This window comes from Bartonella sp. CL70QHWL (assembly GCF_042194855.1).
Classification (GTDB): Bacteria; Pseudomonadota; Alphaproteobacteria; order Rhizobiales; family Rhizobiaceae; genus Bartonella.
In genome coordinates this window covers 193,571-218,828 of sequence record NZ_JBHINJ010000001.1, presented here as the reverse complement: position 1 = coordinate 218,828, position 25,258 = coordinate 193,571, and the positions used below count along the sequence as shown (strand labels likewise).

At 35.0% G+C, this 25,258-nt stretch carries 23 protein-coding genes; 10 read left to right on the top strand and 13 right to left on the bottom strand.

Annotated elements, in window-relative coordinates:
* Nucleotides 1-12: 12 nt before the first annotated feature.
* From ACFIJZ_RS00760 to rho, 6 genes are all read right to left on the bottom strand, one after another.
* Nucleotides 13-909, bottom strand: a complete 897-nt coding sequence (locus tag ACFIJZ_RS00760; protein WP_273790169.1) for a ParB/RepB/Spo0J family partition protein — start codon at nucleotides 907-909, stop codon at nucleotides 13-15.
* A gap of 40 nt (nucleotides 910-949) precedes the next feature.
* Nucleotides 950-1,747, bottom strand: coding sequence for a ParA family protein (locus tag ACFIJZ_RS00755; protein WP_273790170.1), 798 nt, complete (start codon nucleotides 1,745-1,747; stop codon nucleotides 950-952).
* A gap of 6 nt (nucleotides 1,748-1,753) precedes the next feature.
* Nucleotides 1,754-2,401 (bottom strand): 16S rRNA (guanine(527)-N(7))-methyltransferase RsmG, encoded by a 648-nt coding sequence (rsmG, locus tag ACFIJZ_RS00750; protein WP_375630633.1) that lies wholly within the window; start codon nucleotides 2,399-2,401, stop codon nucleotides 1,754-1,756.
* The gene (gene mnmG / locus ACFIJZ_RS00745; protein ID WP_375630631.1) at nucleotides 2,401-4,269 is read right to left on the bottom strand and encodes a tRNA uridine-5-carboxymethylaminomethyl(34) synthesis enzyme MnmG; all 1,869 of its coding nucleotides are present in this window, start codon (nucleotides 4,267-4,269) and stop codon (nucleotides 2,401-2,403) included. Before mnmG ends, rsmG begins: the two co-directional genes overlap by 1 nt.
* 106 nt (nucleotides 4,270-4,375) lie before the next feature.
* Nucleotides 4,376-5,683: a tRNA uridine-5-carboxymethylaminomethyl(34) synthesis GTPase MnmE gene (gene mnmE, locus ACFIJZ_RS00740; protein ID WP_375630629.1), complete on the bottom strand. Its 1,308-nt coding sequence runs from the start codon at nucleotides 5,681-5,683 to the stop codon at nucleotides 4,376-4,378.
* Nucleotides 5,684-5,714: 31 nt separating this feature from the next.
* Nucleotides 5,715-6,980, bottom strand: a complete 1,266-nt coding sequence (gene rho, locus ACFIJZ_RS00735) for a transcription termination factor Rho (protein ID WP_015857121.1) — start codon at nucleotides 6,978-6,980, stop codon at nucleotides 5,715-5,717.
* A gap of 549 nt (nucleotides 6,981-7,529) precedes the next feature.
* Here rho and ACFIJZ_RS00730 point away from each other — a divergent pair.
* The 6 genes from ACFIJZ_RS00730 (at nucleotide 7,530) to polA (ending at nucleotide 14,330) form a co-directional block, all read left to right on the top strand.
* A complete protein-coding gene (locus ACFIJZ_RS00730) occupies nucleotides 7,530-8,369 on the top strand; it encodes a pyruvate, water dikinase regulatory protein (RefSeq protein ID WP_273790174.1) in 840 nt (279 codons plus the stop codon).
* A complete protein-coding gene (locus ACFIJZ_RS00725) occupies nucleotides 8,366-8,962 on the top strand; it encodes a Maf family nucleotide pyrophosphatase (protein WP_375630627.1) in 597 nt (198 codons plus the stop codon). Before ACFIJZ_RS00730 ends, ACFIJZ_RS00725 begins: the two co-directional genes overlap by 4 nt.
* Nucleotides 8,955-9,827: a shikimate dehydrogenase gene (locus tag ACFIJZ_RS00720; protein ID WP_375630625.1), complete on the top strand. Its 873-nt coding sequence runs from the start codon at nucleotides 8,955-8,957 to the stop codon at nucleotides 9,825-9,827. The genes ACFIJZ_RS00725 and ACFIJZ_RS00720 overlap by 8 nt, the downstream gene beginning before the upstream one ends.
* Nucleotides 9,824-10,408 (top strand): dephospho-CoA kinase, encoded by a 585-nt coding sequence (coaE, locus tag ACFIJZ_RS00715; protein ID WP_273790177.1) that lies wholly within the window; start codon nucleotides 9,824-9,826, stop codon nucleotides 10,406-10,408. Before ACFIJZ_RS00720 ends, coaE begins: the two co-directional genes overlap by 4 nt.
* A 4-nt stretch (nucleotides 10,409-10,412) precedes the next feature.
* Nucleotides 10,413-11,120: a DNA polymerase III subunit epsilon gene (gene dnaQ, locus ACFIJZ_RS00710; RefSeq protein WP_273790178.1), complete on the top strand. Its 708-nt coding sequence runs from the start codon at nucleotides 10,413-10,415 to the stop codon at nucleotides 11,118-11,120.
* Nucleotides 11,121-11,420: 300 nt separating this feature from the next.
* Nucleotides 11,421-14,330: a DNA polymerase I gene (polA, locus tag ACFIJZ_RS00705; protein ID WP_375630622.1), complete on the top strand. Its 2,910-nt coding sequence runs from the start codon at nucleotides 11,421-11,423 to the stop codon at nucleotides 14,328-14,330.
* Nucleotides 14,331-14,335: 5 nt separating this feature from the next.
* On the opposite strand, the gene ACFIJZ_RS00700 is transcribed toward polA, so the two are convergent.
* From ACFIJZ_RS00700 to ihfB, 7 genes are all read right to left on the bottom strand, one after another.
* Nucleotides 14,336-15,199: an endonuclease/exonuclease/phosphatase family protein gene (locus ACFIJZ_RS00700; protein ID WP_273790180.1), complete on the bottom strand. Its 864-nt coding sequence runs from the start codon at nucleotides 15,197-15,199 to the stop codon at nucleotides 14,336-14,338.
* Between the two features lie 112 nt (nucleotides 15,200-15,311).
* The gene (locus ACFIJZ_RS00695) at nucleotides 15,312-16,085 is read right to left on the bottom strand and encodes a Bax inhibitor-1/YccA family protein (RefSeq protein WP_273790181.1); all 774 of its coding nucleotides are present in this window, start codon (nucleotides 16,083-16,085) and stop codon (nucleotides 15,312-15,314) included.
* A gap of 1,124 nt (nucleotides 16,086-17,209) precedes the next feature.
* Nucleotides 17,210-17,713 carry a signal peptidase II gene (gene lspA, locus ACFIJZ_RS00690; protein ID WP_375630620.1) on the bottom strand — a complete coding sequence of 168 codons (504 nt, stop codon included), beginning with the start codon at nucleotides 17,711-17,713 and terminating at the stop codon, nucleotides 17,210-17,212.
* Complete coding sequence (locus ACFIJZ_RS00685) at nucleotides 17,703-18,557, bottom strand: TrmH family RNA methyltransferase (RefSeq protein WP_375630618.1); 855 nt, start codon at nucleotides 18,555-18,557, stop codon at nucleotides 17,703-17,705. The genes lspA and ACFIJZ_RS00685 overlap by 11 nt, the downstream gene beginning before the upstream one ends.
* 2 nt (nucleotides 18,558-18,559) lie before the next feature.
* Complete coding sequence (locus tag ACFIJZ_RS00680; protein WP_375630616.1) at nucleotides 18,560-19,492, bottom strand: class I SAM-dependent methyltransferase; 933 nt, start codon at nucleotides 19,490-19,492, stop codon at nucleotides 18,560-18,562.
* Nucleotides 19,493-19,665: 173 nt separating this feature from the next.
* On the bottom strand, nucleotides 19,666-19,962 hold the full coding sequence (locus tag ACFIJZ_RS00675; RefSeq protein ID WP_273790185.1) for a lipopolysaccharide assembly protein LapA domain-containing protein: 297 nt from the start codon (nucleotides 19,960-19,962) through the stop codon (nucleotides 19,666-19,668).
* Nucleotides 19,963-19,969: 7 nt separating this feature from the next.
* The gene (gene ihfB, locus ACFIJZ_RS00670) at nucleotides 19,970-20,248 is read right to left on the bottom strand and encodes an integration host factor subunit beta (RefSeq protein WP_273790186.1); all 279 of its coding nucleotides are present in this window, start codon (nucleotides 20,246-20,248) and stop codon (nucleotides 19,970-19,972) included.
* A 183-nt stretch (nucleotides 20,249-20,431) separates the two neighbouring features.
* Here ihfB and lptC point away from each other — a divergent pair, with 183 nt between their 5' ends.
* From lptC to ptsN, 4 genes are all read left to right on the top strand, one after another.
* Nucleotides 20,432-21,076: an LPS export ABC transporter periplasmic protein LptC gene (gene lptC, locus ACFIJZ_RS00665; RefSeq protein WP_273790187.1), complete on the top strand. Its 645-nt coding sequence runs from the start codon at nucleotides 20,432-20,434 to the stop codon at nucleotides 21,074-21,076.
* A 76-nt stretch (nucleotides 21,077-21,152) separates the two neighbouring features.
* Nucleotides 21,153-21,752, top strand: a complete 600-nt coding sequence (locus tag ACFIJZ_RS00660) for an LptA/OstA family protein (protein WP_375630614.1) — start codon at nucleotides 21,153-21,155, stop codon at nucleotides 21,750-21,752.
* A gap of 6 nt (nucleotides 21,753-21,758) precedes the next feature.
* Nucleotides 21,759-22,553 carry an LPS export ABC transporter ATP-binding protein gene (lptB, locus tag ACFIJZ_RS00655; protein WP_273790190.1) on the top strand — a complete coding sequence of 265 codons (795 nt, stop codon included), beginning with the start codon at nucleotides 21,759-21,761 and terminating at the stop codon, nucleotides 22,551-22,553.
* 889 nt (nucleotides 22,554-23,442) lie between these two features.
* Entirely contained in the window at nucleotides 23,443-23,907 is a 465-nt protein-coding gene (ptsN, locus tag ACFIJZ_RS00650) for a PTS IIA-like nitrogen regulatory protein PtsN (RefSeq protein ID WP_273790191.1), read from the top strand.
* Nucleotides 23,908-25,258: the final 1,351 nt, after the last annotated feature.

The following is a 25,258-nucleotide window of genomic DNA, read 5'->3' as shown; positions in this document are numbered from 1 at the left end:
TAGAACAATTGATTAACTTTGTAAACGCCGACAAATTTCATCTAATTGTTCTAATGAAGAGTAATGTATTTTTAAATCGCCACCTTTTTTACCATGTCGAATAATAACTTTCATTCCTATCACATCTGCAAGTAATTTTTCTAAAGATTTTGTTTCAGCATCTTTTTCCGTATTGGTACGCTTTTTAGTTTTAGGATTGGCTTTCTCATATGCAAGTATTTCTGTTTGACGTACTGAAAGCCCTTCACGAATAATTTTCTCAGCTAAATTTTGTGGATCATCAACGGTTATAAGACAACGTGCATGACCAGCAGAAAGTTGTCCATCCGTTAAGAATTGTTGTACTCTTTCTGGAAGTTTTAATAAACGAAGCGTATTTGCAACATGACTACGACTTTTTCCAATAACTTGTGCTAAATCTACTTGTGTATAATCATGCTCATTCAAAAGCATCTCATATCCTTTTGCTTCTTCGATAGGATTAAGATCTGCCCGCTGAACATTTTCAATAATAGCCAATTCCAAAGCGGTTTTATCGTCCACATCACGAATAATAACGGGTAATTGACTTAAATTTGCACGTTGTGCTGCACGCCAGCGCCGTTCACCCGCAATCAATTCAAACCGATGAGGATGATCTCTTAAAGGCCTTACAATAACCGGTTGAACCACACCGTGTTGACGAATTGATTGTGCCAAATTATCAAGCTCTGTTTCAGTAAAATGACGCCGAGGATTGTGAGGATTACATGAAATAGATTCAATAGAAATAAATCGCTCAGAAATACTACCGGATTCATTTAATTTATCAAAGCTTGATGAACGTGCAATATTGTTGTTTAAATTGATATCTCCAATCAATGCAGCTAATCCACGTCCTAGTCTTTTTTTTGAGAGATCATCATTCATAATTTTTCTCTTTGAATTTTTAGATTATTTTTTTATATTTTTAAGCAGCAGCGCGTGCTTGTTTTTCACGTTGTATCATTTCTGATGCTAGACGCAAATAAGCTTGGCTTCCAGCACATTTGAGATCATAAAGCAATACAGGTTTTCCAAAAGAAGGTGCTTCTGATACTCTTACATTTCGTGGAATAACAGTACGATAAACTTTATCTCCCATAAAAGAACGTACATCTTCAACAACTTGATTTGAAAGGTTATTACGTCCATCATACATTGTTAGAACAATACCTTGGATTTCTAAAGATGGATTAAGTACGGATCGCACTTGTTTTACTGTTTCAAGTAATTGACTTAAACCTTCAAGTGCTAAAAATTCACACTGCATAGGTACCAAAACAGAATCCGCGGCCCCCATAGCATTAAGTGTTAAAAGATTAAGGGAGGGAGGACAATCAATTAAAATATAATTGAATTTTTTTTCCATTTCCGGATCATCATAGAGAGCTTTACGTAAGCGTTGTATGCGATCTTTTGATGAAGAAATTTCCATTTCCACACCTAAGAGATCAAGTGTAGAGGGAACTATATAAAGATTGGGTACAGCTGTCTTTAAAGCCGCCTGTGTAATTGAAACGCCCGAAACCAAAACATCATAAGACGATAAAGGACGGCTATTACGATCAATCCCCAAACCAGTACTTGCATTACCTTGTGGATCAACATCCATAATAAGAACATTTTCACCAATGGCTGCTAAAGCTGTTGCAAGATTAATTGCTGTGGTTGTTTTTCCGACTCCACCCTTTTGGTTTGCAATAGCGATAATTCGTGTTTCGCTCATTTTGCTCTACCCTCTATATGATCGAATATGAGAAATTTCCAAAATAACAGAATTTTCATCAACTTTACTTTTATGTTTTAACAGATCAAAGTGCCAATTGGCAGAGGCATTTTTTATTTCTGTAGCGTAATCCCGACCTTTTTGCAAAAGAGCTATAGTTTTTTCTGTTAATAAAGGAAAAATAAGTTGTAAAAGAGTATTAAGCGGCGCTAATCCCCGTGCCGTTATAATATCAGACATGGGAATTTTTTGATATATATCTTCAATCCTAGCGTGATAAACCGTTGCTGGAAGATTAAGTTGAGCAATAACTGTTCGCAAAAAAGCAACTTTTTTCCCATTACTTTCAACAAGATTAATATGTCCTTCTTTTTTTTCTTTCAAAAAGATAGCAATCACAATTGCAGGAAAACCTCCTCCTGATCCTAAATCACACCAATGTAAAGAATGAGCATACAAAGGAAAAATTTGTGCTGAATCTAGAATATGTCGTGTCCATAGATCTGGTATTGTTGTAGCAGATATCAAATTAATATGCGCATTCCATTGAAGTATTAAAGACTCAAACTGAATTAAATTTTCCATTGTTTCACGTGAAACAGAAGGAACAATATTTAATAATTGTTGATATTTTTTTTCTATAGAAAAATCCATTAAGCTGTTTTAGCCTTTTCACGTCGTTGACGTTGAATATATGTAATAATAAGAGATAACGCAGCGGGTGTCATGCCATCAATTTTTTGTGCATCAGCAATTGAACGCGGCGATACTTCTTTAATTTTTGATTTAAGTTCATTTGAAAGACCTGAAATTGCCTGAATATCAAGAGAAGAAGGAATTTCTAAACGCTCATCTCTCTGAAGAGAAGCAATATCTTGTGCTTGTTTATCTAAATAAACCGCATATTGTGCTTCAATTTCTAAAGATTCTGCTGTTTTAGAATCAATTTTTTGTAATTGTGGCCAAAAATCTGAAAGACGCTCTAAGGTCATATGAGGATAAGCAAGAAAATCATAAGCCGAACGCCGAATTCCATCATGATTAACATGTAATCCATGAGCAGAAGCTTCATTAGGTGTTAAAAAAATATTTTGACATATTGATCGTGCTTGATCAAGCCGTTGTTGTTTTTTCTGATAACATTCCCAACGTATTTTACTCACAATACCCCATTTTTGTGCCAAAGGTGTTAAACGCGTATCAGCATTATCAGATCGTAAAGATAAACGAAATTCGGCACGTGATGTAAACATCCTATAAGGTTCACAAACACCACGTGAAACCAAATCATCAACCATAACACCAATATAAGCCGTAGATCGACTTATAAGTATTTCATCTAATTTACCTACTTTACGTGCAGCATTTAATCCAGCTAAAAGTCCTTGTGCTGCTGCTTCCTCATATCCTGTTGTACCATTAATTTGTCCTGCTAAAAATAAACCTGGTAAAGAGCGTAATTCTAAGCTTCTCGTTAATTGTTGTGGATTAACAAAATCATATTCAATAGCATAACCAGGTTGCAAAACTATAGCATTTTCCAATCCTTCAATGGTTTTCAATAGAGAAATTTGCACATCTTCAGGAAGAGAAGTAGAAAGACCATTTGGATAAACGGTATCATCATTTAATCCTTCTGGTTCTAGAAAAATCTGATGTCCATCACGTTCTCCAAATTTAACAATTTTATCTTCAACAGAAGGACAATAACGTGGTCCTAACCCTTCAATATTTCCAGAATATAAAGCAGAACGATAAATATTCTCGCGAATAATTTGATGTGTTTTCTCATTTGTACGTGTTATTGCACATTCAATTTGTGGTTGTTCAATTTTCTCTGTTAAAAGAGAAAAGGGAATGGGATTTTCATCTGCTTGTTGTTTTGGAAGATAATCCCAAGCAATTGTTTTTTTACTCAAACGAGCAGGGGTTCCTGTTTTTAATCGACCAAGTTTTATATGATAATTTTTTAAACGTTTAGCAAGTTTTACACTTGACTGATCCCCCATACGTCCAGCAGCCCATGTTTTATCACCAATATGAATAAAGCCATTTAAAAATGTCCCTGTTGTTAAAACAACAGCACCAGATAAAATTATTCCTTGTTTTTTTAAAATAACACCTGATACACAATTATCTTTAACAACCAGATCAATAACTTCATCCTCAATAAGAGTAAGATTTTCTTGTTCTTTTAATAATTTTTGAATTTCTTTTTTATAAAGTTGTCTATCTGCCTGTGTTCGTGGTCCTCTTACTGCCGGTCCTTTACGTCTATTAAGTAGTCTAAACTGAATTCCAGCAGCATCTGCTGCTCTTCCCATGAGACCATCTAATGCATCTATTTCCCGAACTAGATGCCCTTTTCCAAGTCCACCAATAGCAGGATTACACGACATTGTTCCCAATGCTGATATTTTATGTGTAACAAGCGCTGTTTTGGCTCCTACACGTGCTGAAGCTGAAGCTGCTTCACAGCCAGCATGACCACCACCAACAATAACAACATCATATGATTGCATTTAATTCATTCCGTAGAAAATATTCTAAGGTTTCACGTGAAACAATATATAAATTACATAATCTTTATAATCTGTCTATGAAATAATCAATGTTTCACGTGAATCATTATTTACCAACACAAAATTCTGAAAAAATAATATCAAGCAAATCTTCAACATCAATATCTCCTGTAATTTTACCAAGAAAATCACTTGCACAACGGAGATGTTCTGCACGTAAACTGAGATCAAGAGAATGATAATTAAGAGAAAATTCAATCTCTTTAACAGCCTCCTTTAACAATTGAAGTTGTCTTTTACGTGCTGGAACAATATTTCCAATTTCAGAAGCACGATGATGACAAAATGATTCAAGTTCTTTTATAAAATAATCAAAATTTAAACCAGTTAATGCGGAAAATTGTATAGACCAACGCTGATCATTTTTTTCATAAAGATCAAGCTTATTGCCAACACACCATATTTCAGCCGATGTTTCTGGTAAATCAACTTGCTTAGGATTTCCTATATCATAAACCAAAATAACCAAATCAGCTTCCATAACATGCTGTTTAGCAACTTCTATTCCCATCTGTTCTATTTTATTTTCTGTTTTTCTAAAACCAGCAGTATCCGTTAAAAAAATAGGTAAACCACCAAGAATAATTCTCATTTCTAAAGCATCACGGGTTGTTCCTGCTTCTTCCGTTACAATAGCAACAGATCTTCCTGAAAGACGATTCATAATGCTTGATTTTCCAGAATTAGGAGCACCGGCAATAACAATTTTTAATCCATCACGTAAAATACTCGCACGTTCTCCTTCAATAATATATTCTCGAAGAGAGGTACAAAGATCTTCAATATCTTTCCAAACTTTATCAGATATTGCGTTGGGAATATCTGCTTCATCAACAAAATCAAGTTCTGCCTCAATAAAAGCACGCGCCTTCATAAGCTTATGACGCCAATCACGATAAAGCGTCGTTAAATGTCCACTTGTACCCATAACAGCTAAACGCCGTTGGCTTTCCGTTTCTGCTTCTATTAAATCAGCAAGACCTTCTGCTTGAACAAGATCTAATTTTCCTTCCATAAAAGCGCGACGTGAAAATTCACCTGCCTCTGCAATACGGCATCCAGAAAATGTCGATAATTCATCGAGAAAACGATTAACGACGGCTTTTCCTCCATGTAAATGGAATTCTGCACAATCTTCCCCCGTAAAACTATGAGGAGCAGGAAAAAAAACAGTTAAACCAGAATCTAAAAAACTACCATCACGAGCAGTAAGATTTCCATAATGCATAAAACGTGCTTTAGGTAAACGACCACAAAGCGTTTTAACTATATCTACAACATGAGGACCAGAAAGCCGAATGACTGCAACCCCTGAAGGTAACAATCCACTCGAAACAGCAAAGATTGTATCCACAGGTTTTATCCTAATAAAAACTTTAATGACTCTACGTATTCATTGAATCAAAAAATTCACTATTGTTTTTTGTTTGCTTTAATTTATCAATCAAAAATTCAATTGCATCTGTTACATTCATAGATGCTAAAATACGACGAAGAACAAAAATTTTGTGTAAATCTTGTCGTTCTACCAGAAGTTCTTCCTTACGCGTTCCTGACTTTAAAATATCCATAGCAGGGAAAATACGCTTATCAGCAACTTTTCGATCAAGAACAATTTCCGAATTACCTGTTCCTTTAAATTCTTCAAAAATAACCTCATCCATACGACTTCCTGTATCAATCAAAGCCGTTGCAATAATGGTTAAAGATCCGCCTTCTTCAATATTACGCGCTGCACCAAAAAAACGTTTTGGACGCTGGAGAGCATTTGCATCCACACCACCTGTTAAAACTTTACCCGAAGAAGGAACAACTGTATTATATGCACGCCCAAGACGTGTAATAGAATCGAGAAGAATAACAACATCACGCCCATATTCAACGAGACGTTTGGCTTTTTCAATGACCATTTCTGCCACTTGTACGTGACGTATTGCTGGTTCATCAAAAGTAGAAGAAACCACTTCTCCTTTCACTGAACGCTGCATATCAGTAACTTCTTCTGGTCGTTCATCGATTAAAAGAACAATGAGATAACATTCAGGATGATTAGTGGTAATAGAATGAGCAATATTTTGAAGTAAAACTGTTTTTCCCGTCCGAGGAGGAGCTACAATTAACCCTCTTTGTCCTTTTCCCAATGGAGATATCAAATCAATCACGCGTGATGACATATCTTTCTCTGTAGGATCTTGTATTTCCATTTGGAAACGTTCATTTGAATAAAGAGGAGTGAGATTATCAAAGTGAATTTTATAACGAATCTTTTCAGGTTTTTCAAAATTAATTGTATTAATTTTAAGGAGAGCAAAATAACGTTCTCCCTCTTTTGGACTGCGTATAGGACCCTCAATTGTATCACCTGTCTTTAAAGAAAATGACTGTATTTGTGCAGGTGAAAGATAAATATCATCAGGACCAGGAAGATAATTAGCATCAGCAGATCTCAAGAATCCAAATCCGTCTTGTAAAACTTCAACAACACCCTCTCCTATAATTTCTACATCTTGTAGAGCAAGTTTTTTCAAGATAGCAAACATTAATTCTTGTTTGCGCATAAGGGAGGCATTTTCAACTTCTAATGTTTCAGCAAAAGAAACAAGCTCAACGGGATTTTTGCTTTTAAGTTCTTGTAGTTTCATTTTTTGCATGAAATATGCTCTTTGTAATGGAGAAGATTGTTCTAAATAATTTATGGAAATTTATGAGTGAAATATTATTAAGAAAAAAATATTCTACACTCAATTTTTTTAATCTGCAAGTACCATTTATATGAAATTTATTCCTGTAATATTAAGTAATTATATGAAAAACTTGAAAAAATATAAAATCCAAATAGTATTTAATTATTTTAATAACAAAAATGTAAGTTAAATTTATAGCATTAATGAAATGCTATTCAAAAGTATTTTTACAGAAATTTATATTAATAAATTTATATTAAAGAAAGGATTATTCTTATTTATAACTGTGTTTAGTGTGGATTATTATTTATCCTCAATTTTATCCACAAAAGGAAGTTAAAAAAGAATAAAAATAACACTATCTTAAAGATATTATCCCCTCTTTTTTTATAAGAGGGATTAAATTATCACAAGCATTTAATTTGTGCATAAAAAAGGAGAATTTTTTCTAAATTTTAGTTTTATAAAAAATGGTGAAGATATATACACATATCTTAACAAGGAGTTAAAATTTTTGTGACAAAAGAAAAAAAATTCTTTCATTTACACATGCTTTCTGATGCAACGGGAGAAACATTAATCTCTGTTGGAAGAGCTGTAGCATCGCAATATGCAATGAGTCAGGCAACAGAGCATATCTATCCTATGATTCGTAATAGAATACAGTTACAAAAAGCTCTTGATGAAATACAACAAGAACCAGGTATTGTTCTTTACACAATGATTGATGAAGAATTTAAACTTCTCCTTCAAAAAATGTGTAAAAAAATAAAAGTTCCCTGTATTGATATATTACATCCTGTTTTAAATGCTTTTCAGTCTTACCTTGGAATGCCAACACATTTACGTGCGAGCGCACAACATGATCTTAATGCGGATTATTTTCGCCGTATTGAGGCACTGGATTTTACAATAGAGCATGATGATGGACAGTCTTCCAGTAGCTTATCCGAAGCAGATGTGATTCTTGTGGGAATTTCAAGAACCTCTAAAACGCCAACAAGTATCTATTTAGCAAATCGCGGAATAAAAACGGCTAATATTCCTCTTATTCCTAATATTGATTTGCCAGAATCCCTTTTAGAGGCAAAAAATTCTTTAATTATTGGTTTAATTGCTTCAGCTGAAAGAATCTCACATATCCGCCAAAATCGAGATTTGGGAGAAAGTTTTGCTCTTGATAATTATACAAATCGTATCAACATAGCTGAAGAATTAATCTATGCAAAACGCATTTGCGAACGTTTTGGTTGGCCTATTATTGATGTCACAAGACGTTCTATTGAAGAAACTGCTGCTGCAATATTTGAACTGTTATCACGATTTCGTGAAGGAAATGAGAGAAAATTTTCATGAACGCAGATACTTTAATATTAGCATCTCTTAGTTTTTATCGTGCAAAATTATTAAAAAAAGCAGGTTTAAATTTTTCCATTGAAGAAGCTTCTTTTGATGAAAGAGAAGTAGAAAAAAAAGCAAAAGAAAAAACACCTAAAGAACTCAGCTGTTTTCTTGCGAGCGCAAAAGCAAAAAATGTTTCAGATCGTTTTCTTGATGCTTTCGTTATTGGTTGTGATCAAGTTCTTGATTTTGAAGGTCAAGTTTTTCACAAAGCAACAAATATTAAAGAAGCACATCAACGTTTATGTGAATTATCAGGAAAAACCCATTCTCTTCATAGTGCGGTAGCTTTATTTAAAAATGGTCAAAAAATTTGGGTTGAAGCTTTTAGTGCACATATGTCCGTCCGTTTACTCTCATCAGAATTTATTGAACGTTATTTAGCACGCGTAGGAAAAGATGTTTTAAACAGCGTGGGAGTATATCAAATTGAAGGAGAAGGAATTCATCTCTTTGAAAAAATTGAAGGAGATTTTTTTACCATTGTTGGTTTACCTTTACTGCCTCTACTCATAAAACTGCGCCACTTAGGAATTATTGATGGTTGACTTAACAATAAAAAAAACAAATTATCCGCGTGCTTTTGTTGTTGGTTCTCCAATTCATCATTCAAAATCGCCAAAAATTCACAATTTTTGGCTTAAACAATATGGTTTACAAGGAGAATATCTTGCACAAGAAGTAACATCTGAAGAATTCAGTCATTTTATTGCGTCTTTACAAAAAATAGGCTTTTGTGGAGGAAATGTTACTTTACCTTATAAACAGGAAGCTTTTCGTTTAGCAGATTATAAAGATGAGAGAGCAACAATGATTGGTGCTGTTAATACACTTTGGTATGAAGGAGATAAGCTTTGTGCCACGAATAGCGATGCCTATGGTTTTAGCGCTAATCTTGATGATTTTGCATCTGATTGGGGAGGGGAAACAGCTCTTGTTTTTGGAGCAGGTGGTGCCGCACGCGCTATCATATATGCCTTAAAAAAACGCGGATTTGAACAGATTTATCTGATTAACCGTACAAAACAACGTGCTGATAATTTAGCTCAGCATTTTGGAAAAATCATTAAAGTTTACGATTGGCATAAAATCTATGAAATACTTCATCAAGCTGATTTGATTGTTAATACAACCTCTATTGGTATAAAAAGTCCAGAAGAAAAAAGTGATTCTTTTTTTTGCGATTTTCATAAAGCAAAAAAAACGGCGTTAGTAACAGATATTATTTATACACCATTGATAACTCCTTTTTTACAACAGGCAAAGGCTTGTGATCTCAAGACGGTTGATGGACTTGGGATGCTTCTACATCAGGCTGTTATAGGGTTTGAACAGTGGTTTGGAATAAGACCACAGGTAACAAAAGCTTTACGGACAGCTATTTTAGAGGATATGAGTGAAAAAAGAGAATGAAGATCATAGGATTAACGGGATCAATTGCTATGGGAAAATCAACAGTTGCTGATTTTTTCAAGCAAGCGGGTATTTCTGTTTTTAGTGCTGATGAAGCAGTAAAACAGCTTTATAAAAGTGAGCCAGCTTTGTCATTCATAGAGCGTATTTTTCCTGGTGTTGTTGAAAACGGTGAAGTTAACCGTTTGAAACTTTCTGAAATTTTGATTGATGATAAAGAAAAATTACAAACATTAGAAAAAATAATTCATCCTTTGGTGCAAGAAAAAGAAAGGGAATTTATTGATATAGCGCGTGAACAAGGGAAAAAATTCGTTATTCTTGATATTCCACTTTTGTTTGAAAAAAATGGTGAAAGTCGTGTGGATAGCGTTATTGTTGTTTCTGCTCCACCAGAAATACAAAAAGAACGTGTCATGATTCGCCAAGGTATGAATGAGAAAAAATTTGCCTTTATCAATGCTCAACAAATGCCAGATGAAAAAAAACGAGAACGTGCTGATTTTATTATTGATACAGGGAAAGATTTAGAGAATACACGTCAACAGGTTTTTGATGTAATAAAAAAACTAAAGAATTGAAGTTATGCGGGAAATTATTTTTGATACAGAAACAACAGGTTTAGATAAAGAAAAAGATCGCATAATCGAAATTGGTTGTGTAGAAATGGTTGATCGTTATCTCACAGGACGCCAATTTCATGTTTATTTAAACCCTGAAGGCGTTATTATTCCTGATGAAGTTGTAGCAATTCACGGATTAACCAATGAACGCCTAAAAAACGAGAAAAGTTTTAGTGATATTGTTGATGAATTTTTGGAATTTATCAAAGACGCGACAATGATTGCGCATAATGCGAGTTTTGATATTGGTTTTATTAATGCAGAATTAAAACGTGTCAACAAACCGCTTATCAGTGTTGATAATATTCTTGATACACTGGCTATGGCGCGGCGTAAATTTCCTATGGGTCCTAATTCTCTTGATATTTTATGCAAACGTTTTGGAATTGATAACAGCCATCGTGTTCTTCATGGTGCTTTGCTTGATGCAGAGATTCTAGCCGATGTTTATATTGAGCTTATCGGTGGAAAACAAGGTGTATTGGGTTTTGATAACAGAAGGGGTGTTGATGAACATATCCAGAATGATAAAGATACATCTTATGCCGTTAAAATTCGCCCACAGGCTTTACCTTCAAGATTGAGTACGCAAGAAAAAAAGTTACACGCTGATTTTATCTACAAAATGGGTGAAAAAGCTCTGTGGAATAATTTCAAAATTCATGAATAACATCATCTTTTCTCTAAAAAAGTCACGATTGAAATTAAAGAATATCGATGTCAAAAAAAACGGTCGTTGTGGGGAGGGGAACACCACAACGACCCTGTCGCTACATCGTACCTCAGCTATCATAGGAGGAGCAAAATGAAAGCTATTAATCCTGTAACAGCAAAGAAAAGCTCTAGGTACTTAATATAAAGTGCAACGACTTCATGTCTTATGAAAAGAAAAAATGGCTTTTTAGAGGCAAAGTGAAAAAATATATAAGGACAAATTGTTTTTTTTAGCTGAAATGGAGAAAAAATTGTAATGAAAGCAACAGATCATCTTTTTTTGGTTGACGGATCAGGCTATGTTTTTCGTGCTTATTATGCTTTGCCGCCTTTAAAACGTAAAAAGGATGGACTTCCTGTAGGAGCAGTAGCTGGTTTTTGCAATATGTTATGGAAATTACTATGTGATGCTCGTAATACAGCTACGGGTGTTGTTCCAACACATTTTGCTGTTATTTTTGATTATTCATCTGATACTTTTCGGAAACAAATTTATCCTGAATATAAAGCGAATCGCGCTGAACCTCCTGAAGATCTAATTCCTCAATTCGCGCTAATACGCCAAGCAACGAAGGCTTTTAATTTGCCTTGTATTGAAAAGGAAGGCTTTGAAGCGGATGATTTAATTGCTACCTATGCAAAATTTGCAACAAAGGTTGGGGCAAAAACAACCATTATTTCTTCTGATAAGGATCTTATGCAACTCGTAAATACGCATGTATCTTTGTATGATGGAATGAAAGATAAGCATATAGGTATCTCAGAAGTTATAGAAAAATGGGGTGTTGCGCCTGAAAAAATGATTGATTTACAAGCATTAATTGGAGATTCAACAGATAATGTACCGGGTATTCCAGGCATTGGTCCAAAAACTGCAGCTCAGTTATTAAATGAATTTGGTTCTCTTGATCTTTTATTGCAACGCGTAACAGAAATTAAACAAACAAAACGGCGTGAAAACATTCAAGCTTATAGAGAACAAGTTAAAATGTCTCGTGAACTTGTCAGGCTTAAAACAGATGTTCCTATAGATAATGATTTAGATGATTTTGTTTTGGAGCCACAAGATGGTCCACGTTTAATTTCTTTTTTGAAAGCGATGGAGTTTTCAACATTAACGCGTCGCGTGGCAGAGGCAACGTCATGCGATGCAGCTGTTATTGACGCACTTGATATAGATGTTGAATGGGAAAAACTAAGCCCCAGGCATGATTCTGAGATCAAGAATACTGAGCACGCATCTCTTCATAGTTTTTCTGAAAATTCTCCACAAGTTTTTGCACAAAAACGTAAAGATCAAGCGCTGACTCAAAAAATTACAAGAGCTACTTATACAACAATTCTTGATGAGAAAATTTTAAAAGAGTGGTTATCACAAGCACAGGAGCAGGGTTTTTTCGCTTTTGATACTAAAACAACATCTCTTGATCCGATGCAAGCAAAGCTTGTTGGTTTTTCACTCGCATTACAGCCGGAAAAAGCAGCTTATATACCTCTTGAACATTTTGATGAAGGAGAAGAGGACCTTTTGAGGGGCGGGCGCATTGCCTCACAGATTGAGGCCCGAAAAGCTTTAGCACTTTTAAAACCGATATTAGAAGATTCAGCGGTGTTAAAAATTGGTCATAATATAAAATATGATTGGTTGGTGATGAAGCAATACGACATTATGATAAGCTCTTTTGACGACATCATGCTTTTATCATATGCTTTTGATGCTGGAACTTTAACCCATAATATGGATGATTTGTCTGAACGTTGGCTTGAGCATAAACCAATTGCCTATAAAGATTTAACGCATAACGGAAAAAAAATTACTTCTTTTGCACAAGTAGATTTAAAACAAGCAGCCCTTTATGCGGCGGAAGATGCTGATATAAAGCTGCGCCTTTGGCAAGTATTGAAACCGCAACTTGTTGCTCGTGGGATGACAAAAATTTATGAGCGTCTTGATCGACCCCTTGTAAAAGTTCTTGCAAGAATGGAAGAACGGGGGATTCTTATTGATAGGCAGATTTTATTGCGTCTTTCTGGAGAGTTGGCACAAGCTGCTTTGATTCTAGAAGAGGAAATTTATAAACAAGCTGATGAAAAGTTTAATATTGCTTCGCCAAAGCAATTAGGGGATATCCTTTTTGGCAAAATGGGATTGCCTGGAGGCGCCAAAACTAAGGGTGGACAATGGTCAACTTCTGCACAGACTTTAGAAGAGTTGGCTGCTGAAGGTCATATTTTACCGCGTAAAATTATTGAGTGGCGTCAACTTGCAAAGCTAAAATCTACCTATACAGATGCCTTGCCTTCTTATATTTTTTCAAAAACAGGGCGAGTTCACACGAATTATTCTTTGGCAATAACATCAACAGGTCGGTTATCATCATCAGAGCCAAATTTGCAAAATATTCCAGTGCGAACTGCTGAAGGGCGTAAAATCCGAACAGCTTTTATTGCTCCCAAAGGACGTGTGTTACTTTCTGCTGATTATAGTCAGATTGAGTTGCGCATTCTTGCACATATTGCGGATATAAAAGCATTAAAAGAAGCTTTTGCTAAAGGGCATGATATTCACGCTATAACGGCATCACAAATGTTTGGTGTTGCTATAGAAGGAATGCATTCAGATATACGACGGCGTGCAAAAGCGATTAATTTTGGTATTATTTATGGTATTTCAGCTTTTGGATTAGCTAATCAATTGGGAATTTCACGCCAAGAAGCGGGTCGTTATATTCAACTGTATTTTGAAAGATTTCCAGGAATTAAAGATTATATGGAGAAAACTAAAATCTTTGCACGTGAAAATGGTTATGTAGAAACAATTTTTGGACGTCGTATCCATTATCCAGAAATAAAAGCAAAGAATGTAAAAATTCGTTCTCTTAATGAGCGAGCAGCTATCAATGCTCCAATTCAAGGTTCTGCGGCCGATATTATTCGCCGCGCTATGATACATATGGAAGATGCTTTAAAAGAAGAAAAACTATCAGCAAAAATGTTGCTGCAAGTGCATGATGAACTGATTTTTGAAGTACCAGAAGAAGAAAGTAAAAAAACCATGACTGTTGTTAAAAATGTTATGGAAAATGCTACAATACCGGTTCTATCTTTATCTGTACCGCTTGAAGTAAAAGTCATGACGGCTCAAAATTGGGATGAGGCACATTAATTTTTTTATTTATTTTTAAGAATGTTGATTGCGTTAGAAAGATTAAGATAGGCTTTGATAGGCAAATGATCTGAAGCAATGCGTGCAAGCGGTGAAAGATGATTTTCAATACTTGTTACCAATTGGTGGGGAAAAGAAAAAACTCTATCAAGGGCTAAAAAAGGAAAGCGAGAGGGAAAGCTTGGTACAACTTCAAAAGTGCTATCAAAATAGGGAGAAAAATGATTTAAAGATGAGCCTTTTCCCATCCGCCATTCATTAAAATCTCCTATAAGGAGTGTAGGCATAAGGGGGCGTTTTTGGAAAATTTCAAGGAGCATTTTTGTTTGTTGTTTACGAGAGTAACGTAATAAGCCAAAATGAGCCGCAATAATACGAATAGGGCCTGCTTCCATTTCCAACTCTACAACTACAGCCCCACGTGGTTCAATACTAGGAAGAGTGACTTGTAAAGTATCACGTACATATCCCTTTCGCAAAAAAAGAGCATTCCCATGCCAACCATGGCCATGAGGTGACATAGTATTAAGAGGTACAGGAATCAAACCGGTTTCAGCTTTTAATAGCTGAAGATTAATTAAACCGATACGTTCTCCAAAACGTTTATCTGCTTCTTGAAGAGCAAGGATATCAACTTGTAATTCAGTAATAACACGGACAATTCTTGTAGGATTAAAAATTTTATCAACACCTACACATTTATGCACATTATAGGAAGCAACGGTCAGATCATAATTACTATTTTGATTGATGATGTTTGATTGATGATGAGAGCGGCTGTGAATTGCATTAAAAAGGGAGCTGTGGAGTTTTTGTTGGATAAAACCGGTAAACCAAGGGAATTTTTGCTTATAAGGTATTTTTGTCATTTTACGAAAAGAATAGTCCCTAAGAGGCCAAGGGTAAAGACTTACACTAAAAACAAAAGAACCTTGTCTCTTTTAGAAACAAGGTTCTTTAATTAAGTTATGATTTTTGCAATCAATCACGGTTTGAGCCAAGAAACTGTAGCAAGAAGACAAACATATTAATGAAATCAAGATAAAGATTCAACGCGCCCATAATAACTTTACGTCCTCTGGTATCGCTTTCATCTCCTTCATAATACATCAACTTAATGCTCTGGGTATCGTAGGCTGTTAAACCAGCAAAGATAAAAACACCAATCACAGAGATAGCAAACTGCAAAGCGCTTGATCCAAGAAAAATGTTCACAATCATGGAAAGAAACAAGCCGATCAATCCGATGAATAAGAAGGAACCGATTGCTGTGAGATCACGCTTTGTTGTGTATCCATAAAGTGAAAGAGCTCCAAAAGTTGCGGCGGAAATGACAAAGGTTTGCACAACACTTTCTGTCGTATAGCGCAAAACGATTGAAGACAGTGAAAGACCAACCAGAGCAGCATAACCAAAAAAGAGACTACGAGCAGCATTTGTGCTCAATGTATTAATTTTAAAACTGAGGAATAAGACTGCTATGAGTGGTGCAAACATAACAATATAAGAGAATGGCGATGTATAAAATGTTACTCCAAGTGGTGTTAGATAAACACTGCTATTGATTTGAGCTGCTGCTTGGCTCATATCTGTTGTCGTTGCTAATGATACAATTGCATAAGCGGCAGCAGCTGTAATAAGCAAACCAATGGCCATTGCATTGTAGACACCCAACATATAGTCGCGTAATCCCTGATCAATTGATGCATCGGCATGAGAAGCAGGTGCCGAACGTAAATCTTTAAAATTAGCCATAATATAAAATCCTTTAGCATATGTTCTGTCAGGTATAGGGCTTTAAAAGTGTCTCTGTCATTACACAGATAAGCTTGGTATAAGCCTTAATTGGGCAAATACAAAAACCCTTAAGAATCACTGACAGAATTCCAGCATATATGCTCTTATTATGGAGATTTATTTAAAAATTACAAGAGATTTATATGAAGAAGGAACCTTACAAATTGGTAAGGAAATAGTTCATTTTAATAAAAAATATTTCCATTTTTTGCCATATTTTTGCAAGATAAAAAGACTATACTTAAAAACTTTTCTATTTTCACAGAAACTATGTAATACAATCCCTTATAAAATATTCACTATTTTTGCGTTTATGAGAAGAGCGGCAAGTATCATCACACTATTTTCAACCTCCAATATTGCATCTGTTTTGCACGGTTATAAGAGCTATTGAATTGGATTTTTATATAATATATTGATGTATAATGATAAATTGTCTTTTTGAATGCTAAATGATACTCTGAATATCGCAAGCTTCTCTGGTTTCAAATCTGTTCATATTAAATCAATCAAGATTATTAACTTGCTTGTGTCTTGCAAGAGACAGGGTTTTTATGGATTCAACATGAACAGATTCCAAATAAAAGAGATTTAGGCTATTAAGGGCTTTTATTCAATATGAAAAAAGGTAATTTATATTTATAATCAATATGTTGCTTTAACAAGGTACCATTGAAAATAGTTGAAAAAATGTTTTTTATTAAACAATATATAAAATAAAAAAGGAGAGTTTTTAAACGAAGCACTTAAGAAAGGCTCTGTAAAAGCGATATCTGTAAAAACTAAAAAACATACGAAAAGCAATTGTTCTAATTAAATAAATGGAACTTTAAATGCTGTGAAATATCTCCTCAAAAATTATGATGTAGGACACATGGATAAAAAATATTGATTTCTATTTGAGTTCATTTCTTTTGCACTAACTAAGTGTAGAAATGTGAAGTTGAAAAGAAAGTAAGATCTTATCGTCCCATGAAGAGAAACACGTGAAATGACGAGCAACAAGAATTGATTAAGAGAAATCAATGCGTAATCAGACTTGTGATGATCAAAGCTCTCTGTTTTCTAAGGCAATGAACATATCAATGAGGAGATGTACTATTGGAATGACGCCTTCCTTTCATCCAAGTACGCAATTCTTCAATAAGGATGGCAATAACACCGAGAGTGATAAAACTATCTGCAAGGTTGAAAATAGCAAAATAAAAAATATCATCAATATGAAAAAGTATATAATCAGTGACATGATGAAAGCGAATACGATCAATGAGATTGCCGATGGCTCCTCCAATAATAAAAATAAGGCCAAAGCGCATTAAATACTTATTATATTCAGTATTTTTCCATAACCATAGAAGGAAGATAATCACAATGATCGTGATGGCGATGATTCCCCACTGAGAAAAGGAAGAAAAAAACGAAAATGCGATGCCAGAATTGCGCACATGATAAAGGGAAAGAAAAGGAATAAGCGAAATTTCTGTTCCTAAAGGCATATTGTGCATAACCCAGTATTTGACAGCTTGATCAAGTACTACTGTAAAAGCCAAGCCCAAGAGAAGAAAAGGGAGTGATTTACGAATCATGTTTTTCCTCACATGGTTCCAGTATTAAATAGGGGCGACGGATTTCATAAAGCATAACAGCTGTTGCTACAGCTAGATTAAGCGAGTCTGCTCGTCCGCTTTGTGGAATACGCGTAAGTTTATCACACCGATTCGTAAGAAGATCTGATAATCCCTGTTTTTCATTCCCCATTAAAAGGATAATAGGGCCATTTTTGAAGTCAAGTGTGCGATAATCCAGAGATCCTTTGAGGTGTGTTCCAACGATCATACCTTTAAAGTGAGAAGACCAGTTTAAAAAGGCGCTTTCATCAAAACGATAAAGTGGTACAGAGAAAATAGATCCCATGGTTGCACGGACCGTTTCAGGCGAGAAAGGGTCTGTTGTTTCACCAATTAAAATAACACCTTTAGCACCTACAGCATCAGCGGTTCGAATAATGGTACCAAGGTTTCCAGGATCACGCACACGATCAAGCGCGATGTAAACATCTTTAATCTGTCCTTTTATCATTTCAAAAGAGTGCCATTTTTGCTTGAAAATACCAATAACTGTTTGTGGGTTATCGCGTCGGGTAAGTGATTCCATAACCTTTTGTGAGGCTTTAATAACAAAACCACCGTTGGCTACAGCACGTGCGGCAGTATTTTCGATAGTAGCATTACCGATTTTACTTTTAGAAAAAATAAGCGTCTGTATTGTCCAGCCAAGATTGAGAGCATCAATGACCAATTTCAATCCTTCTGCCATGAAAAGACCTTCTCTATTACGGTTTTTCTTTTGGCTAAGTGCTTTAAGATCTTTTATGATGGGGTTGCTAAGAGAGGTAATTTCTTTCACTCTACCAGTTTTAGGTCTACACATATTCAAGCAATCCAACGGCTAAAAAGAGAAGTAGAAAGAGCACGTCCTGCAACTTCTTCACGCAAAATGAGTTCTCCTGATTCGACCGTACCACCAAGATTTACAAATGCATCACGCATTAAAGCATGAAGTGCAAAGAAGGAAGCACGAATAGAATAAGCTGTAAGGACAACAGAAAGCGGTTTATCAGAGAGAAGTTTACGACAATTTGTGATCATGGCGGGTAAATGATCAAACAGTTGCCAAATTTCACCATGGGGTCCACGCCCATAAGCAGGGGGATCAAGAAGAATCATATCATAGCTTTTTTTACGACGCAGTTCACGCTCGACAAATTTCATAGCATCATCGCAAATCCAGCGAATAGAATGATCTGGTAATCTTGCTCTTTCTTGATTAGCTTTTGCCCACGCAATGGCTTTTTTAGAAGCATCAACATGGGTAACATTCGCACCCGCTCGTGCTCCAATCAAAGAGGCAATACCTGTATAGCCAAAAAGATTCAACAATTTTATAGGGCGTTTGGCTTGAACAATTTGTTCTTCCATAGAGCGCCAATGGGCATCTTGTTCAGGAAAAACCCCCACATGACGAAAGGAAGTAAAACGGCCTAGAAAAGACAATCCATTCCAAGCAAGAGCCCATGTTTCATCAAGTGGCTTTTTAGGAAAATGCCAACGCCCAACCCCTTCTTCATCAAGGTTTCCTGTGAAAATAGCATCAACATCAGCCCATTGTTGTTGAGGTAAAGCAGGTTTCCATAGTGCTTGACCTTCTGGTCGAATAATGCGGTAAGCTCCATAACGTTCTAATTTTTGTCCATGACCAGAATCAATGAGAGCATAGTTTTCGCTTATACCCGTTTCTAAAATAAGGGGCAACTTTTCCTGCGGATATCTATTGTTATGGGAGGATTGAAAGTATTGTGCGGGCATGTTTTGTATCACGGTATATGAGGTATAAAAAGATATTATAAAGCTCTTAAATGTTTCGTAAAAGTGCAAAAAAGCTAAAGTCAATTAAAACATGTATAAAAAAAGAAAAAGAGCACTTTTAACTCTGTACTGAATATAAAATACTAAAGAGAAAAGATTTCATTTAAATACCATTACACCAGATTTGTGATAGATGTTTTCAATTTTTCAATCTCGGCTTTACTTTTTTTGAGAGCTTTTTTGTATTTGTGATAGGAAAACCAACTTATCAGATTTCCTAATAAAATACCAAAACCAAAGAAAATAAAGAGCCATATAAAGAGGGGAGCATGATAAGTAAAACTTTCAGGATTTGCTCGAAAAGGATCAAGGGTTAACGGAACCATTTGACGATTAGCCACGATAAAAACAATCAAAACCGCTGCGAGAATCACACCGATACTTGTTAGAAGAATACGTTTAATTATCATAAGTTTCTCACTGATTAAGACGGTCGCGTAAATCCTTGCCAGTTTTAAAAAAAGGAATCCACTTTTCTTCAACAGAAACAGCTTCACCTGTTCGTGGATTACGTCCATTACGGGCTGAACGGCTTTTTACAGAAAAAGCTCCAAATCCACGAAGTTCAACGCGATTGCCATTTGCAAGTGCTGTTGCAATTTCCTCAAAAATAGCGTTTACAATATTCTCCACATCCCGTTGAAAAAGATGCGGGTTATGACGAGCGATAATTTGCACAAGCTCTGATTTTACCACAATAGCCTCACTTTCACACAAAAAAATTTTGTAATTGTGCACTCCATGCATATTACAATATATAAACGGATAAAAGCAAAATAAAATCAAGAAAAAACAAATTGCAAGAAACAAAATTTGAAAATACCTTCTATAAAGGTTATACAGATTAAAAATGCGGAGTATTTAAGAGATCAGGAGAGTATGTCCGTACACAATCATTATGAAGCCTTTTCAACGCAATCATCTTGTGGAGATGTTTTAAAAAAAGCATCCCGTCATTCGCGTCGCATTAGCATATTAAAAATCTTTTTACCTCTCTTAGCGTTGATTTCAGCGCTGGTTTTTTGCTGGTTTACGTTTTTCTTGGTTCCCATTACTTCTGATTCTATGCCTTTGAACAATGGAGAAAGTGGCGTGATGAATTTGACGATGCTCAATCCAAAATTAGAAGGGTATACGCGTGCTCATGAACCTTATTGGCTTAAAGCAGAAAAGGCATTTCAAGACCATACACACGCTGGAATGATTGGGTTGCAAAACATTACAGCTAGAGCATTTATGGGCCAACAAAGACAGATTTTTCTCGCAGCACAAGGGGGGGTTTACGATAACATTAATGGTTTTTTACAGTTGGACAAGCCATTCACCATTACGACGAATGATGGGATGATGGTACAATTTATGTCAGCTAGTATTAACTTATCCGAGGGACAGTTAAAAACAGATCAACGTGTTAATATTCAGCAAGCCGGTTTTCATCTTGCCGCAAACGCCTTACAAATTCGAGAAAAAGGAAAAAACATGTATTTCCATGGTGGAGTGCATTTAGTGCTTCAAAAGCAATAACGCAATATCAATACAAATCTTTAAAGGATATTTATAAAGAGAAGTATGTGTATATACAAACAAAAGAATTGAAATAATGAAATCGTACAAAAGATGGATAGGTGTGATGTTGGCTTTTAGCATGGGAATGTTAGGAGGAGGAGCAGTTTTAGGATATGCTGAAGTGGCCCATTTTGGAATAAGTCTATCAAGCGATAAAGAACCAGTAGAACTTCATGCAGATTCTTTAGAAATACGTGATAAAGAAGGGATAGCGCTTTTTAAGGGTGATGTTTCAGTGGTGCAAGGTGAACGTCTTTTAAGAACGGCAGAATTAGTTGTTTACTACGATAAAGCATATAAAGAAATTGATAAAAATCAGGAAAATAAAAAGGCATCATCTGTTTCTTTATTTGGTTCGTCGAGTATACAAAAAATGGAAGCTTTAGGAAAAGTTTATATAAAAATTGCTACGCAAGTTGCTACGGGTGATAAAGGCGTTTTTGATGGAAAGTCAAAAATGATGAGTTTGACAGGGAATCATGTTGTGTTAACTGATGGTGACAATGTGGCAACGGGGTGCAAACTAACGGCAAATATGGAAAGCGGAAAGGCTTTTTTAGAAGGTTGTGAGACACCTAAGAAAAAAGGTCGTGTTTCTATTATTTTAAAACAAAATCAAAAGAATGGTCATTAAGATTTCATGTTTGGAATCAAAATAAAAAAACAGACCGATAGGTATAATCTTGAAAGTGAAGCTTCAAAAAACCCCTTAAAAGGGACCTTGATTGCCAGTAATTTGATTAAAGTTTATCGAGGAAGGCGAACTGTTAATGGTGTTTCTTTTGGCATTCGTACGGGAGAAGCCGTTGGCATTTTAGGGCCCAATGGGGCAGGTAAAACAACTTGTTTTTATATGGTTACGGGGCTTATAAAATCTGATGGAGGATCCATTAAAATTGATGGATTTGATATTACGCATCTTCCGATGTATCGACGTGCGCGTTTAGGTATTGGATATCTTCCACAGGAAGCGTCTATTTTTCGTGGTCTTTCAGTAGAAAATAACATTAAAGCTGTTTTAGAGGTCGTTGAAAAAGATCGCCTTAAACAGCGTGAAGAGTTAGATAGCCTTTTACATGAATTTAAAATTGATCATTTACGTAAAATGTCTGCACTTTCGTTATCTGGAGGTGAACGTCGGCGACTTGAAATTGCGCGCGCTTTAGCTTCTCGTCCCCATTTTATGTTACTTGATGAACCATTTGCAGGAATTGATCCTATCGCTATTTTCGATATTCAACAACTTATTCGTCATTTAACGAAGCGTGGCATTGGTGTTTTAATAACGGATCATAATGTGCGTGAGACATTAGGGCTTGTCGACCGCGCTTATATTATTCATACAGGGCGCGTGTTAGTTCACGGTTGTCCTAACGATATTATCAACAACGTTGATGTACGCAGAATTTATTTAGGAAATCAGTTTTCTCTTTGATTTTACAGCTTTCACGAGTTTCCATTTAAGTTTAACCAAACATTATTACTGAAAATCTCCTTATTTATGCCAAAACTTCTTTTATGACTATAACCTTAGAATGTTTTTATTGAGTGGTGAAAAAAGCTTCATCATTAAAGAGTTAGTTTTTTTTTATAAGTTTAGCTTACTCATGATTGTATCATAGAAAAGATATCACTAGATTAACGTGATAATGAGTGATAAATGAAACTCTCAATAAATGCGTGTGTTATTGAAAGGTAAGAGATGTTTATCATATTTTTCTCTGTAATATATCGATGATGCTGGTTTAGGTATTTTAATAGGAGCGCCGGTTATTCAATAGGAGTTGTCGTATTTTATTGGTTTATATGGCCCTATTAAAAAATAGGAGCTTGACTACAGATATCAGGCTAAATCTATAAATCTTTTAAAATAACCATTAAATCTCTAAAAACCTTTATATTCTTGTTATAAGGCGGTATTCAAGCTATACAGTAATTTTCAAAGTAAAGGTCCATTTTGCTCAGTATGCTTTTCATTTTAATTTAAGGGATCATTTTTAAGAAAAGAAAAACTCTGATAGCGAATTATACATCAATTCTTATGACAAGTTTAATAAATTTATGAATAATGACCTTTTCTAGAGTCGTAAGGAAATTAACTTTATGAACAACTTCATTTCTTTGTTTTCTCATGCCGTTAATGAGGAGCTAAATACTATTTATTGTTGTGTTAAAAGTGATATGACATGTATTGAGTTATCATCCGTTATAAATTGAAAAATAAAAACACATGCGATGTTGCGAAAAGTGAAAGAACATTAAGTATCTATACCGTTTATAGGTTTATTGATGAGCATTTGAGCGTGTAAGAGGAAAATTAAAGTATGAATTTGAGTGAGTTAATAGCACCGGAAGCGATCATTCCGGCTCTTAAGGCTAATTCGAAAAAACAAGTTCTACAAATTTTAGCCGAAAAGGCTTCTAAGCTGACAGGTCTTAGTGAGCATGTAATTTTTGATGTTGTTTTGCAACGCGAGAAGCTTGGTTCAACGGGTTTGGGTGGTGGTATTGCGATTCCTCATGGGAAATTACCTGATATTGATCGGATTGTTGGTATATTTGCACGTCTTGAAAGTCCTGTTGATTTTGAAGCTCTCGATGACGAACCTATAGATCTCGTTTTTCTCCTTTTGGCACCTGAAAATGCTGGTGCAGATCACTTAAAAGCTTTATCTCAGATTGCACGTGTTTTGCGCCATGCTGATGTTGTGCAAAAGTTGCGCAATACGCATAATGCCAATGCGCTTTATGCTTTATTGATTCAAACTTCAGAATCAAATGCAGCTTAAAAGGTATTATGAGCGTATAAATTGCGAGGTATGCACCACAGAGCGTAGGAAATAATATAATTTGCATCTTAAGACTAATAACAAAAGGTTATGTCATGAGATTTAAAAAAAATCATTTCTAAGTGAACCTTCTTTTTAAAGAGCAAGCAACAAAAACGAAGGAGTTGTCCTTTCTTGTTCTCGTATATTAAAGCACCTAATTATTATGTTCATGGATTCTTTTATCCTATTATACTATAAAAACACTATCATTTGAGGTGTGGTGAGATAAATTCTGGAAATCTTCTTGATATATTAAGTGCTTTTAGAGTGCGTGGTAAATATTTTTAAGCAGGATTTGTCTGTAGAGCCTTTAGTTAAGTGAATCACATGAGTGGAAAGGCAAGGGGAACTCGACTCAACAAGAATCCAAACTTCTTATACACCAAATTGGGTTAAAAATCTTCACCCTCTGAGGGTGGGGCAGTAATCAATAGAAAAGTTTATTCGTGCATTGAATTTTTTTGTAAATTAAATTTTGGTACTTAGGGATAATATTATTAAGATTCAAGTAGAAAATAGGGGATATTGTATCCCGTGTGTGTCAATGTATTGATTTATAAAGATAATTTACTGTTTTACATGTTGAATGAGAGATCCGAATATCATAAGATTCCCTCATGCCGAACCTATTTATGTTGAATCAATCAAAACCATTCACTTACACGATTACAATCAGGGAAAGCCGTGTGAATAAGATTGTATGAGACAAGGAGTAAAAATGCTTCTTATGAACCGTCTCAAGTGCCAAGGGCTGTAGCAATATTGGAAGCTGGCAAAGTGTGATTAAGTATGATTTAGATGTCAGCTGTTGTATAGAGCTCATACTAAAAAATAATTTTGTACGGTAAGAATGAAAACTATACCTTTAGGTTGGGTGAAAGAGTTTTTATGCATAAGAAGATTTATTCAAGTGTCTTTAATTGATTAAAATGTTGTTTAAAAACGGTAATGTTAGAACTTCTATAGAAAAAAGTTTTATATTTCTTGTTATAAATTACTTAGAAATAAGATAAGAGAACTTGTCAAAAAATTCTTAAAACGTTTTTGGTAACAGGAAGAAAGGAATTGTCTAATACATTTAAAATAATATGTTTAAGCTATTATAAGCTACTAGAATCACTTTAGAACTTAAAAATTGGAGATGAAATATATAGGAAGAGTTAATAGGAGCAAAAGAAACAAAGTTACATGTAGTTGTTGAGACAAAATCTAGTACTTTATGTTTCATGACCAATGTAGTGATAATAGTCTATTACTTTTTTAAGATATTTTGAAGATTATGAAAAGGCGATATGGGAACGATGTTGAA

Coding starts and splice junctions, on each gene's coding strand:
- ACFIJZ_RS00760 (WP_273790169.1), bottom strand. CDS start 909: ATGAATGATGATCTCTCAAAAAAAAGACTAGGACGTGGATTAGCTGCA.
- ACFIJZ_RS00755 (WP_273790170.1), bottom strand. CDS start 1,747: ATGAGCGAAACACGAATTATCGCTATTGCAAACCAAAAGGGTGGAGTC.
- rsmG (WP_375630633.1), bottom strand. CDS start 2,401: ATGGATTTTTCTATAGAAAAAAAATATCAACAATTATTAAATATTGTT.
- mnmG (WP_375630631.1), bottom strand. CDS start 4,269: ATGCAATCATATGATGTTGTTATTGTTGGTGGTGGTCATGCTGGCTGT.
- rho (WP_015857121.1), bottom strand. CDS start 6,980: ATGCAAAAAATGAAACTACAAGAACTTAAAAGCAAAAATCCCGTTGAG.
- ACFIJZ_RS00725 (WP_375630627.1), top strand. CDS start 8,366: ATGAACGCAGATACTTTAATATTAGCATCTCTTAGTTTTTATCGTGCA.
- ACFIJZ_RS00720 (WP_375630625.1), top strand. CDS start 8,955: ATGGTTGACTTAACAATAAAAAAAACAAATTATCCGCGTGCTTTTGTT.
- coaE (WP_273790177.1), top strand. CDS start 9,824: ATGAAGATCATAGGATTAACGGGATCAATTGCTATGGGAAAATCAACA.
- dnaQ (WP_273790178.1), top strand. CDS start 10,413: ATGCGGGAAATTATTTTTGATACAGAAACAACAGGTTTAGATAAAGAA.
- polA (WP_375630622.1), top strand. CDS start 11,421: ATGAAAGCAACAGATCATCTTTTTTTGGTTGACGGATCAGGCTATGTT.
- ACFIJZ_RS00700 (WP_273790180.1), bottom strand. CDS start 15,199: ATGACAAAAATACCTTATAAGCAAAAATTCCCTTGGTTTACCGGTTTT.
- ACFIJZ_RS00695 (WP_273790181.1), bottom strand. CDS start 16,085: ATGGCTAATTTTAAAGATTTACGTTCGGCACCTGCTTCTCATGCCGAT.
- lspA (WP_375630620.1), bottom strand. CDS start 17,713: ATGATTCGTAAATCACTCCCTTTTCTTCTCTTGGGCTTGGCTTTTACA.
- ACFIJZ_RS00685 (WP_375630618.1), bottom strand. CDS start 18,557: ATGTGTAGACCTAAAACTGGTAGAGTGAAAGAAATTACCTCTCTTAGC.
- ACFIJZ_RS00680 (WP_375630616.1), bottom strand. CDS start 19,492: ATGCCCGCACAATACTTTCAATCCTCCCATAACAATAGATATCCGCAG.
- ACFIJZ_RS00675 (WP_273790185.1), bottom strand. CDS start 19,962: ATGATAATTAAACGTATTCTTCTAACAAGTATCGGTGTGATTCTCGCA.
- lptC (WP_273790187.1), top strand. CDS start 20,432: ATGTCCGTACACAATCATTATGAAGCCTTTTCAACGCAATCATCTTGT.
- ACFIJZ_RS00660 (WP_375630614.1), top strand. CDS start 21,153: ATGAAATCGTACAAAAGATGGATAGGTGTGATGTTGGCTTTTAGCATG.
- lptB (WP_273790190.1), top strand. CDS start 21,759: ATGTTTGGAATCAAAATAAAAAAACAGACCGATAGGTATAATCTTGAA.
- ptsN (WP_273790191.1), top strand. CDS start 23,443: ATGAATTTGAGTGAGTTAATAGCACCGGAAGCGATCATTCCGGCTCTT.